This is a genomic window from Agarivorans sp. Z349TD_8 (assembly GCF_050870825.2).
Classification (GTDB): domain Bacteria; phylum Pseudomonadota; class Gammaproteobacteria; order Enterobacterales; family Celerinatantimonadaceae; genus Agarivorans.
In genome coordinates this window covers 384,767-401,988 of the sequence record NZ_CP194037.2, presented here as the reverse complement: position 1 = coordinate 401,988, position 17,222 = coordinate 384,767, and the positions used below count along the sequence as shown (strand labels likewise).

The 17,222-nt window shown below is 43.3% G+C and carries 13 protein-coding genes; 4 read left to right on the top strand and 9 right to left on the bottom strand.

Features of this window, described 5'->3' with window-relative positions:
• Positions 1–71 precede the first annotated feature (71 nt).
• The 5 genes from ACRRS1_RS01725 to ACRRS1_RS01705 all read right to left on the bottom strand — a co-directional run bounded on the left by ACRRS1_RS01725 (position 72) and on the right by ACRRS1_RS01705 (position 5,994).
• Complete coding sequence (locus tag ACRRS1_RS01725; protein WP_432460706.1) at positions 72–1,295, bottom strand: glycoside hydrolase family 53 protein; 1,224 nt, start codon at positions 1,293–1,295, stop codon at positions 72–74.
• A 557-nt stretch (positions 1,296–1,852) separates the two neighbouring features.
• Positions 1,853–2,935, bottom strand: a complete 1,083-nt coding sequence (locus ACRRS1_RS01720) for an ABC transporter ATP-binding protein (RefSeq protein WP_432460705.1) — start codon at positions 2,933–2,935, stop codon at positions 1,853–1,855.
• A gap of 43 nt (positions 2,936–2,978) precedes the next feature.
• Positions 2,979–3,791: a carbohydrate ABC transporter permease gene (locus tag ACRRS1_RS01715; RefSeq protein ID WP_432454916.1), complete on the bottom strand. Its 813-nt coding sequence runs from the start codon at positions 3,789–3,791 to the stop codon at positions 2,979–2,981.
• A 1-nt stretch (position 3,792) separates the two neighbouring features.
• The gene (locus ACRRS1_RS01710; protein WP_432454917.1) at positions 3,793–4,677 is read right to left on the bottom strand and encodes a carbohydrate ABC transporter permease; all 885 of its coding nucleotides are present in this window, start codon (positions 4,675–4,677) and stop codon (positions 3,793–3,795) included.
• A gap of 75 nt (positions 4,678–4,752) precedes the next feature.
• Entirely contained in the window at positions 4,753–5,994 is a 1,242-nt protein-coding gene (locus ACRRS1_RS01705) for an ABC transporter substrate-binding protein (RefSeq protein ID WP_432464261.1), read from the bottom strand.
• Positions 5,995–6,364: 370 nt separating this feature from the next.
• On the opposite strand from ACRRS1_RS01705, the gene ACRRS1_RS01700 reads away from it, so the two are divergent.
• The 4 genes from ACRRS1_RS01700 to iolG all read left to right on the top strand — a co-directional run bounded on the left by ACRRS1_RS01700 (position 6,365) and on the right by iolG (position 12,079).
• Positions 6,365–7,405 (top strand): LacI family DNA-binding transcriptional regulator, encoded by a 1,041-nt coding sequence (locus tag ACRRS1_RS01700; protein ID WP_432468528.1) that lies wholly within the window; start codon positions 6,365–6,367, stop codon positions 7,403–7,405.
• Between the two features lie 403 nt (positions 7,406–7,808).
• Positions 7,809–9,545 (top strand): HD domain-containing phosphohydrolase, encoded by a 1,737-nt coding sequence (locus ACRRS1_RS01695; protein ID WP_432468529.1) that lies wholly within the window; start codon positions 7,809–7,811, stop codon positions 9,543–9,545.
• A 613-nt stretch (positions 9,546–10,158) separates the two neighbouring features.
• A complete protein-coding gene (gene iolB / locus ACRRS1_RS01690; protein WP_432454922.1) occupies positions 10,159–10,977 on the top strand; it encodes a 5-deoxy-glucuronate isomerase in 819 nt (272 codons plus the stop codon).
• 118 nt (positions 10,978–11,095) lie between these two features.
• Positions 11,096–12,079: an inositol 2-dehydrogenase gene (gene iolG / locus ACRRS1_RS01685; RefSeq protein ID WP_432454923.1), complete on the top strand. Its 984-nt coding sequence runs from the start codon at positions 11,096–11,098 to the stop codon at positions 12,077–12,079.
• A 99-nt stretch (positions 12,080–12,178) separates the two neighbouring features.
• On the opposite strand, the gene ACRRS1_RS01680 is transcribed toward iolG, so the two are convergent.
• From ACRRS1_RS01680 to ACRRS1_RS01665, 4 genes are all read right to left on the bottom strand, one after another.
• Positions 12,179–13,006, bottom strand: coding sequence for a MurR/RpiR family transcriptional regulator (locus ACRRS1_RS01680; protein WP_432468530.1), 828 nt, complete (start codon positions 13,004–13,006; stop codon positions 12,179–12,181).
• 230 nt (positions 13,007–13,236) lie between these two features.
• Positions 13,237–14,256 (bottom strand): ABC transporter permease, encoded by a 1,020-nt coding sequence (locus ACRRS1_RS01675; protein ID WP_432468531.1) that lies wholly within the window; start codon positions 14,254–14,256, stop codon positions 13,237–13,239.
• 58 nt (positions 14,257–14,314) lie between these two features.
• Complete coding sequence (locus ACRRS1_RS01670) at positions 14,315–15,808, bottom strand: sugar ABC transporter ATP-binding protein (RefSeq protein WP_432460702.1); 1,494 nt, start codon at positions 15,806–15,808, stop codon at positions 14,315–14,317.
• A 160-nt stretch (positions 15,809–15,968) separates the two neighbouring features.
• Complete coding sequence (locus ACRRS1_RS01665) at positions 15,969–16,976, bottom strand: sugar ABC transporter substrate-binding protein (RefSeq protein WP_432454927.1); 1,008 nt, start codon at positions 16,974–16,976, stop codon at positions 15,969–15,971.
• Between the last annotated feature and the right edge of the window lie 246 nt (positions 16,977–17,222).

The window sequence follows — 17,222 nt, the reverse complement described above, 5'->3', positions numbered from 1 at the left end:
TATAACAAAGGCGACCCTATGCATTGGGCCGCCTTTTATATTCAGAGGCATGTAACTCGCGTAACTAGATTTTATTGACCACTAAATACGTCTATGGAAGGCAATACGTTACCTTCAAAGTCGAACATATTTTGGTTGTCCCAGTTATTTCCTTCATACCAAACATCATTATTATATTCCATGCCGGCAGCAGTAGCCCAAGTTACGCCCTTCACTGGCAACACCGCAGGTTCCCAATAGAACATACCCAAACCTTGTTGCTTGTCCAAAGTGTCAAGCATATTCATTAGATCGGCTAAAAACTTAGCTTGGCCTTCAATGGAAGCCTCATAACCGTCTACCAAATTACTTGCAGTAAAGGTATTCTCTAAGTCATCACCATTATCTAAAGTAAATGCGTAAGCCGTTTCAACCACCATCACTGGCTTACCCGTTTCCGAAATCCCCGCTTCTAAAACTGACTTTAAGTTACTGAGCGAACCATGCCAATAGGGATAATAAGACACCCCCATAATGTCAAAGTCGATGCCATAAGCGACAGCCTCTTTAAACCACCAATCGATCTGATTTTGAGGATTGGCAATATGCAAGATGATCTTCACAGTTTCGTCTTGCTGATAAGCGGCCCGCACAGCGTTAGCGCCGGCATCAAATAATGATAAGGTTTGATCCCAGCCAGCTTTCCAAATATAACCATAAGGCCATAACATACCGCTATTGGTTTCGTTACCGACCTGCACCATATCCGGCATCACGCCAGCAGCACGGTGAGCAGCCATCACTTCCGTCGTATAAGAACCCACTTTGGCAACCAGCTGAGAATAATCGAGATCTTTCCAAGCTTTTGGCATCGTCTGATGACCAGGATCCGCCCAAAAGTCGCTGTAGTGAATATCCAACAGATATTGCATCCCTAAAGCATGGGCTCTTTTTCCCATGTCGATAGCCTGGGCCAAAGTGCTGGTACCGCCACCGTATGCTTCTCCATCTTGATTGAAAGGATCGACCCAAACACGCATTCGAATCGCGTTTAATCCATGTTGTTGCATAATCGCTAAAGGATCGGTTTGCACACAATTGTCAAAGTATTTGCCTCCATGCGCTTCCACCGAAGGAACATAAGAAACATCAGCCCCTTTGATAAATCCGGAGTGCAGACTAGGCACCGGAATAGAGAGTTCCCCAAAGTCCACCTCACACCTTGCGGCCTCCTCAGTCGAACTCGACCCACAAGCAACCAAAAATAAGCTGGCTAGCACTACGACAAGCCAATAAAACTGTTTTCCTATTTGCATACTTCATCCCAAGCATCAGCATACAGTCTCGGTTGAATCCAACATCTAAGATTCAGATAACTATAGCTGTCCATTTAAATTTAAATACACGTACACCATCTAAATAAAATCGCATCTAATGAATAAAATTAGACACTATTAGTCATGTACACCCAATTAAAGAATCGATTAAATATTACCTCAATAAAAACAAAACATAACACCATTAAAAATATAAAAACTCAAAACACAAGCTCTAGCAAAGTTATATAAAATAGATGGTAAAAATTTACCGATATTATTAAGTAGCGCTCTACTTTAAAATTCATATTTTAAGAAACACTGTTTCAAGAACAAACAAGAAACTGTAGAAGGAACGAAGCGTACGCTTTACAAATTAGCATTTAAAATCAATCAGATGACTTTCGAAACGTCTTTTTTAATATTAGAGGATTAGACGCTCCATGAACTTGAAATAAAAAAAGACCCTACATTATAAGTGAAGGGCCAAAGACAAAAATAATTAAGCCAATAGAATATAAAATACGAGACTTAAGGCATATTAGCAAAGGGGCTATTTATATTCGAACACCATCTTTATCAAACAAATGACATTCATTACTACTAAATGTCAAATTGAAATTATCATTCTCTTCAGATAATTCTCGGTCACGAGGTAAGTGCACTTTAAAATGTTCAACACCACAAGCTTGACCAAACATATAAGTACTATTACCCAACCTCTCAACTAAATCACACTGAAAACGAAAACGAACATCCCCTTCTCCTTCGACTTCTAAATGCTCTGGACGGATCCCTAATTTAACACCTTGACCCGGATGAACATTCGCAACATTTGTGTCGATAAGTAATTGCTGCTTATCCAAAGTACTTAAAGTGACATGATGACCATTCACTTGTTCAACACGAGCCGGAATAAAATTCATCTTAGGTGAACCGATAAACCCTGCAACAAATTGATTCGACGGACGATGGTATAAATCCATTGGTGTTCCAACTTGTTCGATATTGCCATCTTTTAAAACCACAATTTTGTCGGCCAATGTCATCGCTTCCACCTGATCATGAGTCACGTAGATCATGGTGGTTTTTAGTTTTTTATGTAGCTTGGATATTTCGATCCGCATATCCACTCGCAATTCTGCATCAAGGTTAGAAAGCGGCTCATCAAATAAAAATACCTTAGGGTCGCGCACTATAGCCCGGCCAATCGCGACTCGCTGACGCTGCCCTCCAGATAATTCTTTCGGCTTACGTTCCAGTAAATGACTGATTTGCAAAACTTCAGCAGCCTCAGCAACCAATTTATTGACCTTATCTTTAGGATGCCCATTCATCCGTAGGCCAAATCCCATGTTTTGCTCAACGCTGAGATGAGGGTAAAGAGCATAAGACTGAAACACCATTGCCACACCGCGCTCAGAGGGATCCTTTTGGTTGACCAAGTCCTGACCAATATAGATATCTCCATCGCTGATCGATTCCAAGCCGGCAATCAATCGCAGCAGCGTCGATTTACCACAGCCCGATGGTCCAACAAAGACCACAAACTCACCATCCTCAACCTGTAAATCTATGCCATGAATAGTTTCAAGCTTACCAAAACGTTTGATGACTTTTTTTAACTGTATATCAGCCATAATAAATCCTATCTTTTAATCCTAAATGCTTGGAGTACACAGCCTACTTAACAGCCCCAGTCATACTCGCCACAAACTGTTTCTGCATGGCAAAGAAAATAAATAAACTCGGTAAGGTAGAGATAACCGTTGCTATCATGATCAAACCGAAATCTGGGGTATAAGCAGAAATAAAACCAGACAACACCAAATTAATTGTTTTCAACTCGCTCGATTGCAACACAATCAGCGGCCACAAAAAGGCATTCCACGAAGCCATAAACACAATAATGAAGGCTGCGGCATAACTAGACTTCATGATTGGCATATACACAAAGGTAAAGATCTTCCATTCCTTCACACCATCGACCCTAGCCGCATCAATCAATTCTCGGGGGAAAACTTTAGTGCACTGACGAAAGTAGAAGATGATAAAAGCACCGGATACCGTTGGTAAAATTACCGCAAAATGGGTATTCAATAACCCAGCCTTAGCAAACATAGTGAACAAGGGGATCATTAATGCGGCAAAAGGGATCATCATGGTTGCCAACAACGCGACATAAACGCGATCTCGAGCCTTACTTTTAAAAACTTCGAAGGCATAACCCGCCAACGAACAAATCAGTAAAGTAAAGATAGTGCTAAGAATGGCGATTTTGCTGGTGTTCCAAAAAACCCGAGCAACATCAATCTGATCCGTTAAGTTGTTGAAATTGACCATCAGCTGGTCGCCAAAGCTCAATTTACCACTATTGATCTGTGAGCTACTGTTAGTACTAGACACCAGCATCCAATAGAAAGGAAACAAAGAAACAAAGGTCATCACAATTAAAAAGCCATACATTGCGATACGACCAAATCGAAATTTAATCAAATTATTTATCCTTAGCGACTTTAAATTGGATCAATGCAAGCACAGCAGCAAAAGTAACAATCACGTAAGATACGGTTGCTGCATAACCAAAGTTAGGTACAAACTTAAACGATAAGTTATAGATGTACATCGACAAGGTCATCGTCGAATTTGCAGGCCCGCCACTGGTGATGTTAACCACCTCATCAAAGAGTTGCAGAGTCCCTATGGTCGAGGTAATACTGGTAAACAAAATCACAGGTTTTAATAAGGGGATAGTAATAAAGAAAAACTGTTTAATAGGGTTAACCCCGTCAATTCTTGCCGCTTCATAAATGGACTTATCGATATTTTGCATCGCCGCCAAATAGAAGATCATGTTGTAACCCGTCCAGCGCCAAGTAATCGCGATAATAATGGTCACTTTTGCCCAAAACGGATCCGATAACCACGGAATTGGGTCGGCAATAATCCCAGTCCATAACAGAGCGACATTCAGTACACCATCAAAACCAAACATGCTCTTAAACAAAATGGAATAGGCTACTAATGATGTCACACAGGGTAAAAATATCGCGAGTCGAAACCAACTACGAAATTTCAATTGAGGAGCGTTTAAACAAGATGATAAAGCTAGCGATAACAGGATCATGATCGGCACCTGCACCACTAAGAAGATTAAGGTATTACATAAAGCTTGCTTAAATACTGGGTCATAAAATAATCGAATAACATTACCGAACCCGACAAACTTAGTCACCACCCCCTTACCCGAATGGAGAGATAACCATAACGAGCTTACGATGGGGTACAAAGTCATCAATGCCACTAAACCCACGGCAATACTTACAAATAGCCAGCCATTAATATCGTACATACGATGGAGCTTGGCTTGTGTTCTAGACATCGAAACACCTTCCAGAAAAAAGCGACTTAAAAGTTGAATGCGAAGGCCACGAAAGTGACCTTTTAACCGCCTTACTTATTGAATTTGGTACTTGAGATTATTATTTAAGCTTTCCAATATCTCATCTACTGGCGTACCAGAAAGTAATGATGGGATCAGAGCCGACAAAGCATTGTCCACTTCTTGGGTATACATACCGTAAGGTACTTTCGGGATCTGAGCGACCCACTTGGAAAAGTCGCCATAGACTTTTTGTCCGCCAAAGAAGGCATCATCGACTTGGTAGGCTTTACCCGTTTTAGCTGGCAGATAAGTACTTAAAGCCCCCCGCTCAACTAACAATTTCTGGTACATATCAACATCGCCACCAAAGGTTTTATCCAAAAAGTCGATGGCTAATTGAGGCTGTTTACCCGCACTCAATACGTACCAGCTAGAACCACCTTGGTTAGAAGCATGAACGGAATTGGCCAGATTCAATTTAGGGATCGGTGCGACCCCCCATTGACCAGATTGGCTGGCTTCACTTTTCACTGAGCCAATCATCCACACGCCAGAAGTCACCGAAGCAACCTTGCCGCTGTTGAAGCTACCCACAAAATCAGACCAGCCCGATACCGGACGAACAATTTTTGCATCATGGATCGCTTTCACTGTTTTCAATGCTTCTTTTAAAGCCTTGTTATGCAAAATGTTCAAACTACCATCATGATTAAAGAACCACTCGCCACCCGACTGCATCAAAATATGGATAAACACGGTGTCTTGAATATCAAACCCCATCATATATTTGCCTGTGGTTTGCTTCACTTTCTTACCGATATCGATGTACTCATCCCAACTGATACTTTGCAAATCATCGGCACTGATTCCCGCCTGCTTCAACAAGTCACGGCGATAAAACAACCCCGCAACCCCTGAATCAAAAGGCAAGCCATACACGTCTTTACCAACAGTCATCACTTCGACTTTGTAAGGTGCAAATTGACGATAGTCAACCACCGACTGCATAGCTTGAAACGAACCGGGGTAGGCATTCAAATATTTTTGAGCGTTGTAATCTTCGATCAATACAATATCAGGTAGGGCAGACGTCACGCCCGAGGCTAGCATGGTGTGTAATTTTTGCTCCACATCTTCTTTACCTGAAGCAATCACATTTAAGGTAAAATCAGGATGATCTTTTTGATAAACGCTTGCCGCTTCCTTCAATGCTGCAACGTTAAAATTAGGATCCCAAGCCCATGCCGTAATTTCAGTGGCTTGAACACTACAGCTAGCTAAAGCTGCAATACTTAATAGTTGCAAACGATTCATCTCTCCAATCTCCATACTGAATGACAATGGTGGTAACGTTTACATTATTAAGCTTACGATGAGTGCTTACAACATCTAGCAAATTTCATTTCGGCCTAAAAGCGCGTGGCATCACATCTTTTGTAGTTTTTATGCGAAATATAAAACAAGGACAGCAATTCACAGGTAAAAATTTACTAAATTTTACCTCCAGCTGAGAAATACAACAAAATGCCAACAAATAACCAACAAACATGCTGTTCTATCACTCGAAATAAGATAATTTATTTGGCGAGGGGGAATCAACTTGGAACCCACCACTAGTTTAATCGTATACTGCTACCTCTAGAGCAATCCGCTAGATATCTGAAGTATTCTAAGAGATTAAAATATGGCAAAACTCAGCGATATCTCGAAAATGACCGGAGTTTCACCGTCAACGGTGTCGCGCGTCATTAATCAAGATCCAACCTTATCGATTAGTCATGACAAACGTGAAAAAATATTAGAGGTAGCCGCCAGCCTAGCTTACCTTTCACCTAGGCAGCGTAGACAAAACCAACCCGAGCAGCAACGTATTATTGCTCGGGCCAATTACCAACGCGGCCACCAAAGCCCAATTCAACTGTGCGTGGTTTATCATCATTCCGCCGAGCAAGAGTTAGATGACCCCTATTTCACCTATATTCGCCTTGGTCTAGAACACAAATGCCAAATGCATGACATCACGCTTAAACGAGTATTTAAAAAAGACTTATCGAAGCATGAACGGGAATTGAGCCAGTCAAATGGCGTGATTTGTGTCGGTAATTTCACCGATGCAGAGATCGACTATATATTGTCGCTTAATGCCCAGTTGGTCTGCGTTGATTATTCCCCCAACGCATTAAATGTCGATACGGTCTTATGTGATCGAACCAAAGCTGCTGAATTCGTGGTCAACACCATGCTGAAAAATGGCACGCAACGGCCAGCCTTTATTGGTAATCAAGATGAGCGACTCCAAGTTTTTAGAGCTTTAACCCAACAACAAGGGCTCTACGATGCCGCACGCTGCATCGTCAGTGAACGCTTTTGTATCGACTCTGGTTTTGATGGTATGAACAAAATGTTAAGAAATTGTACGGCGCCCGATATACTATTTGCTGCAACCGATATTGTCGCAATGGGCGCGATTAAGGCGATTCATCAACATGGAATAAGGATTCCTGAAGATATTCAAGTGATTAGCATTAATGACATCCCAAGTGCAGAACATCTACATCCCAGTTTATCCACCTTACGACTCTACCCCCACGATATGGGAGAAACGGCAGTATCACTGCTGCTTGAACGGTTCGAAGGGCGGTGCGTGAGTAAATCAGTGATCGTCGGTTTTCAATTTATTTGGCGTGATAGTTTTTTGAAAAACAAAAGTAATAAGTCTAAATAGACGTTTCAATCCGGCATAAAGCCAACAAAAAGGAAAACGATTACCCCGAATGTATCATCCATTTGAATAAAATTGTAACCTTCACGCTGAGAAGAGAACTAATTTTCAGTCATAAATAACAAATGACTGCAAAAATTGTAAGACTTTGATATAGCTTTTATTCTTCAGTTAAAAATAGCTTGCTCAAGTCGATTTATACTGAGATATTAAATTGATAATACAAATCGTCAGTCTTGTTCACGCATGAAAACCGTCGATTTTAATCAGTAAACCGTTAACTAGAGACAAAGCTCCCATTTTCAGGGATATTGATTCGCTGAGTGAGGCATTAGTCATATGCACTGCTGAATCAGCACCTATGTGCCTTTCATTGACCACACTAAGTTATAAGGAGACAACTTAAGTGAAGGAGCTTCTGCGCTATTGTTTGCTACTGACTCTCTGTCTTGCCTGCCCAACCAGCTACGCCGCAGAAGGAAAGCAGCACATTCTGGTATTACATTCTTATGACTCAGATTATGAATGGACCCGAGAATTTCAACGAGGCATTAGAGACGCAGCCGATGCTGCAACCCACCCACTTAAGCTATCCGTCGAGTATATCGATAGTAAACGTTTATACTCCCAAGCCTACTATCAGAAACTAAAAGAATATCTGGCAATAAAGTACCAAAATTATCATTTTGACGGAGTACTGCTTACCGACGATAACGCCCTTCGCTTTTTCAAGCGTTTAGATATTCCCAATCTGAAAAATCTACCCACCGTTGCGGCAGGCATTGGTGATTTCGAAGCCACTCTCAACCCGACCACAAACAAAGGTACCGTCCTTTTTGAACTCGACAATATTCAAGAAAATTTAGCACTCATTATTAGACTCAGGCCTAAGTTGAAACAACTTTATTATCTGGCTGATTCCGGGGTTTCCTCTGAGCTATTAAGAACGCGCATTATGACTGCCTTAAAAGGCTTACCCAACTTAAAATTAGTCGAAATAAGGGATAAAACGCTGCAACAAACCAGCAATATTCTCGCTCAGATATCCCCTGATGATGCAGTGTTATTAACTCACTTTAATACCGAAGTGAGCAACAACATTTATCATGGCTATACCAAGACCGCACTAGAACTATCCGCAGCTAGCAAAGCCCCTATATTTGTACTTTGGAACTTTTACCTCAAAGGAGATGTATTAGGAGGCTACGTCAACGGCTCCTACAAGCAAGGCGTGCAAATGCTGGATATTTTGGGGCGACAATTGCCAAAACCAGTTAAGACCCCCATCGAAGTAAACTCCGATCAAGCGCCAGTATTTCAATACCACGCCTTAAAAAAATACCAAATCGACGAATCATTATTGCCAACAAACTCAAAGGTAATCGGTCGACCGATTTCATTTTGGGAACGCAATCACCTGCTGTTTTTTATCGCGGGTAGCATTATCTTTGCTCTCGTTTTAGTGATTGTGCTACTCAGTTATCTGCTTAAACGTCGCCAAGAAATGAGTAAAAAAGATAAGCAGATCGTTAACCTACAAAGCCAAACACTGCAGATCCAAAAGAAATTAATTCATGTGCTAGGTAACTCGATTGAAACCCGCTCGGGGGAAACAGGCAACCATGTGAAGCGAGTGGCCAAACTTTCGGCTCACCTCGGTAAACTGATAGGGCTTTCGGCCAGAGATTGCGAAGTATTAGAAATTATTAGCCCGATGCACGATGTAGGAAAAATTGGTATTCCAGAAGCGATTTTAAATAAACCTGGGCGGCTCAGCGCTGAAGAAAGATCATTAATGGAGACCCATACCCAAATTGGCTACCAACTGCTACATAATGACGATGGCGATATCATTGCGTTGGCGGCCATTGTCGCGCTAGAACATCACGAACATTGGAATGGCAACGGTTATCCACATAAAAAGTCAGGAGAAAAGATCCATATTTACTCCAGAATTACGGCGATTGCTGATGTATTCGACGCATTAAAAAGCCAACGTTGCTATAAAGATGCCTGGCCTCTCGAACAAGTCATCGAGTATTTCGAACAAAGTAAAGGTGCACAATTTGACCCAAACTTGATTGATCTTTTTCTAGAGAACATTGATGAATTTGTGTCGATACGAAATCTATATCCCGACTAAGGCATTAAGGCAGCGCCTTCAGCGGAAACATAATCTTAAATGAGGCTCCTTTCCTAGGATAGGGCTACAACGGATTTTTCCTTGTAGTCCTATCACTTCACCGATGTAGCTATAAAGATTGAAGCAACTCAGCTCTTCGCCCGAGACATCAACTGCAAGCTGTTTAAAGCCACTGAGCTTTCAAAGGAATCTCAAGAGCTAAATAATCTGCTTCGCCAATTTAAATTAAAGCGCTAAACAACGAAACGAATACGCAACAAGCCAGCTGTTATACAAGGTGGCTTGCTCAGCCTCAATGTAACTTCCTGTCCATGGTTTAATATTCTCCTGTCAATCCCCTGAATTTAATCGATGGTCAAAGCCGCCAATTTATACCGCACCTTAAACAGCACTATGCCGCTAGCCCATCCTTCGTTGTTTACACCAACCATCGATAGATGCGCTTCAAGCAATCGCCAATCAAATCGGCGCTAACAAATGTGGTGGTTTTGTTTAAAACTTGTTAAATAGCCCACAAAAAATCATCAAATACAAAATTAACAATGAAATTTTAATTCCATATAGCTAGAGTAATGAAAAATACATTTTATCTTAATCGATGGAGTATTCACTTATGCCTCGCTTGTTATCTAAATATCAACCCCACAACAATCAAGGATTAGTCCAAGAGATCACCCCCCAATCGGCAGGTTGGCAATATGTTGGTTTTAAAGTCTATGAACGGCAACGGGGTGAATCGTTTACCCTAGACGCAAGCGACAATGAAAAATGTTTGGTGTTGGTCTCTGGGCGGGCAACCATCAAAACCCCACAACAAACCTTCGCTAATATTGGCGACCGTATGAGTCCCTTTGAAAAGAAAAAACCCTATGCTGTCTATGTCGCTATCAACGAAGCGGTGACCATTGTTGCGAATAGCAAGCTTGAGTTGGCTGTCTGCGAAGCACCCGGAAAAGGAAATTATCCAACACGACTGATCACACCAGCGCATATTGATGCAGAGCATCGAGGCCAAGGCAGAAATCAACGTTATGTTCACAATATTCTCCCCGATAGCAAAGAAGCCGATAGCCTGCTAGTGGTAGAAGTTTACACCGAAGAAGGTTGTACCAGTTCGTATCCCAGCCATAAGCACGATCAAGATGCCGAGCCTAACGAAACCTATTTGGAAGAAACCTACTATCACCGCCTCAATCCACCGCAAGGCTTTTGCATGCAACGAGTTTACACCGATGATCGTGAGCTCGATGAATCTATGGCAGTCTATGACAAAGACGTGGTGATGGTGCCCAAGGGTTATCATCCGGTAGCGACAATTGCTGGCTATAACAGTTACTACTTAAATGTAATGGCAGGACCCACTCGAAAATGGTTATTTGCATGGGAAAAAGATCACGCTTGGATTAACTCTGCAAGCTATGTCAGCGCATAACTCGAGGTAACAATGAAGCTTCAATTAATTTATGTAAGGCCCCCATTACCCAAACGTAAACCCGCTCAATTATGTTCAACGGTGGGTTTTCTTCTGTCACACCCGTAAGGAGCACAACATGTTTAATATCGCACTGTTCGGTGCAGGACGGATTGGACAAGTCCATGCTGTCAATATTGCCAATCATCCACAAACACGCTTGTATTCGGTGATCGACCCCTATGATGTGAATGCCGAGCAACTCTGCCAGCAGTATGGCGCGCAACGTCAGACTCTTGAACTAGCCATGCAAGATGAGCAGATCCATGGCGTATGTATTTGTTCAGCAACAGACACCCACGCCGATTTAATAGAACTTGCCGCCAAAGCAGGGAAAGCGATCTTCTGTGAGAAACCGATTGACTTAGATATCAGCCGTGTCCGCGATTGCCTGGCCGTAGTGAAAACCCATCAAGTACCGATCCTAGTAGGCTTTAACCGCCGCTACGATCCTCAATTTCGGGCATTAAAACAGCAGTTGGACCAAGGCGCGATTGGCGCACCAGCCACCCTCACGATTACCTCGCGGGATCCTGAGCCACCACCAGCCGAATATAGTCAAGTGTCTGGCGGCATCTTCCGAGACATGACGATTCATGATTTGGATATGGCCCGTTTTATTCTCGGGGAAGACCCGCTGTCAATTTCAGCGCATGGCAGTTGTAAAGTCGATCCTGCGATTGGTGAAGCGGGTGATATCGATACTGCGGTACTGATCCTCAACTTCCCCTCGGGAGCCATGGCGGTCATCCAAAATAGCCGTCGCTCAGGCTATGGCTACGATCAGCGACTCGAGTTACATGGCGAACTCGGGATGCTTCAAGCCGAAAACCAACGAGAAAGTCTGGTGAGCCAGTGGACACATACCGGGCAACATGCAGCAAAACCGATGCTTTTCTTTCTTGAACGCTATAAGGACGCTTACATTGCAGAGTGGCAACACTTTGTGGATGTGCTGAATGGCGCAAGCCCAGAATGTTCAGGCGATGATGGGGAATTGGCACTAAAAATGGCAGATGCCGCTTTACTATCGCTCAAGTCAGGTATGACTGTGGCCCTATAAGCGCCTCCTACCAGACAAGGCTTGAGATTCAAACAATTTTTTCTGTCGATAAAAACAAGCAAAGCCGCGTACACGGCTTTGCTTGTTCTCTCAATCACTTTACTCTCGCTCTTCAAAGGCCATTGAAACCGCCAGCGTTTGCGCCAAACAAAGCGATGCAGATTGAGAACGAAACGCGTCAACTTTAGCTTCTTTCACCACAAAACAGACATCACTAAATGAGGCCAAAGGGCTGATCTGACTATCGGTAATCACAATTTGCTGTGCCCCCGCTTTAGATGCAACTTCACTCAGCATCACCGTTTCTTGAGCGTAAGGACTAAAACTAATCGCCACCACGGCGTCTTTTGGGCCAATCATACTCAATTGTTCTTTAAACATCCCCCCCAAGCCATCGATTAAAAATGCCCGTTTATTGAGATGCCGGAAAGCATAAGTCAAATAAGAAGCCACGTTAAACGAACGACGTAGACCAATCAGATAGATATTTTCCGCACGCTGTAAGATATCAACCGCCTGCTGCAGGTTTTCTTCGGAAATTTGCGACACTAAGTGATTCATCGCCTGACAGTTTGCCCGGACGAATTCTTCCAAAATCCCCTTCGGCGTTTCCGGTGGTAACGGGTCACTTTCCAGCTGTTTATATAAACGCGCCCGATCGGTATAACTGGTTGTCTCTTCAACTAAATTACGACGAAACAACTGTTTCATATCGTTAAAACCACTAAAACCAAAGGCATTGGCAAACCGAATCAGTGTAGATGGCGGCACTTCCGCTTGCTGCGCAATGACAGCCACCGTATCAAAGGCAACACTATTCGAATTATCAAGGATATACTTAGCAACTTGCTGGAGACGTTTACTCAGATCCGCGTAATTATGACGAATATGTTCCTGCAGTTCACTCAGCGAATCGGCAGCTTTCATTAGACTCTCCTGAACTAAAAATTGAAATACATTTTCCGTAAATATACCGTATACCAAAAGTAAATGAAATTTTTGTTTCGAAATGTGTTTGATATAAGGAATGGATTGAAACAACAAAGAGAGCGATGAGACGGAATAGAATAGCAGCTCAATTATCGATTATCGGAACGAATGTAGGATCATTGCCATCAAACTGATCCTACATCATCTCACTTAGATACCGACAGAACTTAGTGTCCCTTACGGTGACGTTTCATATCAAACATAACGGCACCAATGATCACCAAGCCTTTAACAATTTGCTGCCAATATGCGGAGATATTCAGCAAGTCGAGACCGTTTTGTAAAACCCCCATTATCATGGTTCCGATAATAGTTCCCTGAATAGTACCAATACCACCGGCATGAGAAACACCACCAACCGTCGCAGCCGCAATCGCGTCTAGCTCGTACATCACCCCTAAACCCGGTTGACCCGAGTTAATGCGAGCAGAGAGGATCAAAGCCGCAATCCCTGCCAGCGTGCCGGCATAGGTATACACCAAAATCTTGTACTTTGTGACATTAATACCCGATACATAAGCGGCAGTCTCGTTGCCACCAATCGCGTAAGCGTACTTACCAAATCGGGTATAGTTCAACAAAATGTAGGATAACACTGCAAGTGCAATGAAAATCAGGATCGGTACCGGGATCCCTAGAATATTCCCCTGGCCAATCCATTGGTAGGAACTTGTCAGGCTGCTAATCGGGCGGCCATCGGAATACAACAGCGCAGCGCCACGAGCAACGATCATCATCCCCAAAGTCGCAATAAAGGGCGGGAGCCTGGTATAGGCAATCAAGGCACCATTAATGTAACCACACACTGCGCCGACCGCTAATGCCGCTAGAATTGGAACAATAATCGGCAGTTCCGGCATATTAGGATACATCCGCATCCCCCAATCGATAGTTTGCGCCATACTGGCAGACACCACCGCAGCCACCGCCAAAACAGATCCCGAAGAAAGGTCGATGCCGCGGGTGATAATAATAATTGTCACACCCAAGGCCAACAGACCAACACTGGCCATCTGAGTCGCAACGTTCAATAAATTAGCAACCGAAAGAAACACCGGTGATAAAATCGACATCACGATACACATGGCGACAAAGACGACATAAATCGCGTACTTAGAAACAAAACGTTTCATATTGTTGTTCGACGCCTCAACACTGGGGCTCGCCTTAAGCAGTTTCGCAATCATCACTCTATTCCTTAAATAGTTTTTCTAGCTACTTAGCTTTCTTTTCACACTCTGAAAGCTAGCTCAGCGCCATCGTCATAATTTTTTGTTGGGAGGCATCAGATCCTGCGACGGCACCTTTAAGCTGACCTTCATGCATCACCAGAATATGATCACTCATCCCCATCACTTCTGGCAGTTCGGATGAGATCATCACCAGACTCTTCCCCATTCCCGTTAGTAAGCGCATTAATTTGTAAATTTCTGATTTCGCACCAACATCGATACCGCGAGTCGGTTCATCAAGAAACAAAATGTCCGGCTTGGTCAGCATCCAACGCGCCAGCAATACTTTTTGTTGATTTCCACCACTGAGGTTATCGATGGTTTCATGCATATCAGGGGTTTTAACCTTGAGCTTCTTACAGTGCTCGGCACTATCGGTACGCATTTTCCGAACATCTAAGACATTCACTACTTTGTTACGGTAGGCATCGAGGTGGGCAATCGAGGTATTGGCAAAGATATCCAGCATCAGGTACAAGCCCGATTGGCGTCGATCTTCGGTCAAAAATGCCATTTTATGGCGAATCGCATCTTGCGGTGTTTTAATATCCACCTCGTTGCCATTGATACGAATCAAGCCCGCATCTTTTTGACGCACCCCAAACAAGGTTTCAATTAGCTCGGTTCGTCCCGCGCCAACTAATCCTGCGATCCCGAGGATCTCTCCCTCACGAAGATCAAAGCTAACATTCTCAAATGAACCTTTAACCGTCAGATCACGCACTTCTAAGCGAGTTTTGCCCGGTTTAGCGGTTGGTGGTGGAAAAACATCCCCCAGATCTCGCCCCACCATCATTTGCACCAATTCGTCATTATTCGTGTCTTTGGCCTCGCGTTCACCGATAAAGCACCCGTCACGAAACACCGTGATATCATCGCAAATACGAAAAATCTCATCCATTTTGTGGCTAATATAAACCACCGCACAACCTCGAGACTTCAGCATATCGATGATCTTAAATAGGTGAGCGACTTCTTTATCGGTCAGCGCCGAAGTCGGTTCATCCATAATGATAATCTCTGAGTTGTAGGAAATGGCCTTGGCAATCTCCACCATTTGTATGGTGGCCACCGTCAGATCGACCATCGGCGTTCTTGGATCTAAATGAAGATCGAGTTTTTCCAACAAGGCTTCTGTATCACGATACATTTTTGGATGGTCAATCAGTTTTAACGGGCCTTTTAACGGCTCCCGTCCTAACCATATGTTTTCAGCAATACTACGGTGGAGGATCGGCGATAACTCCTGATGAATCATCGAAACCCCAGCTTCTAAGGCATCTTTAGCCCCAGAAAATTCAACCGCTTTTCCTCGATAAAAAATGTTGCCACTATCGCGTTGATAAATACCAAACATCACCTTCATCAGTGTGGATTTACCAGCGCCATTTTCTCCCATCAAGGCCATAACGCGACCTTCTCTTAAGGTTAACCGAACATTGTCTAATGCTTTGACACCCGGAAAACTCTTGGTGATACCACGCATTTCGAGTAAAACTTGACTCATATTGAATACTCCCCAAAGGGCTCCACCACAGCAACTATAGAAACATGGGATAGAGCCACAACATAAATGACTAGCGTGTGACCAAGCTAAACAAGCCGCTGCGCGCTTTAAACATTGGCTTGTCTAGATTGGTATCACGTGAGCGTTTGCGACGCACAATTTAGCTTTTATGTTTGGCTTCAAAGGCAGCCAAATTATCTTTGGTGACGAGTTCTGCTGGGATCCAAGTAATCTGCTCATGCGGTTTCCCTTTTACAGCATCAACCGCAGTATCAATCGCCGCACGGGCTTGACCCGAACCGTCTTGGAATACCGTGGCATTCAACGCACCACTTTTAACCGCCGTCAAACCATCGGGTGTTGCATCAACACCAACCACTAGTGTGTCATCAAGTTTACCGGCGGCTTGCAAGGCCTGAATGGCACCCAAAGCCATGTCATCATTGTTGGCTAAAATGATGTCGAGCTTATCGCCAGAATTCAGCCAGTTTTCCATGACCGACATCCCTTGGGTACGCTGCCATAAACCGGTTTGTTTACGTACCACCTTAAACTTAGGTTTATCGGCGAAATAATCTTCGACACCCTTGGTTCGCATAATCGCCGCTTCTTGAGTCAACATCCCCATTAAGATCCCAACATTGCCACCTTCTTTAGCTTTCGCGGCATAGGCTGCTTGAGTTTCACCAAACTTCAACTCTTCGGATCCCACATAAGACACGCCTTGCGGGAGGTAAGAAGGACGACGATTCAAATAAACCAGTTTAATACCCGCCTTCACGATGCTGTCAGTCATCGGCTGCGTTGCTTCGGTGTTCACTGGCACTAAGACAATCGCATCCATTTTCTGAACAATAAAGTTTTCAACCTGACCCAATTGTTTGGCGGTGTCTTCCTTCGCATCAACAAACAACAGTTCAACTTTTCCATTTTGCTGCTTTGCATATTTGTCCATGGCATCTTTCATATACACCATGAAGGTATCGTCAAAATTAGGGATCGCCACACCGATCCGGGTGACATCACTTTTCGCCTCTTCTTGACCACAAGCCGTCAGCAGCAAAAAGCCTGCGACAACCAAAACACCTTTAAGCATAGAGAAGCTCATTGTCATGAGTTGTCTCACGGGACTAAGCCCCCGGGTGAGGTATTGTTTAAATGATGGCATGAATATCTCCTTTGTTATTGATCAACCATCAGGACTCAAAATGAAATTTTCATTTCAGATTGAACGATAGAACGTCCTGTATTTCATACAAAAATTTCAATTCTTATGGCGTATAACCTAGTAAAAGCCTTGCCGAAAGTCTTGAATAGTAATTATTTGCCCTTGGTATTGAACTATAAAATGATGTCGTAAATATAACCAGCCCCAATGTTTCTTAATTGTTAAAAGTGTTAAGCTGGTCTCATT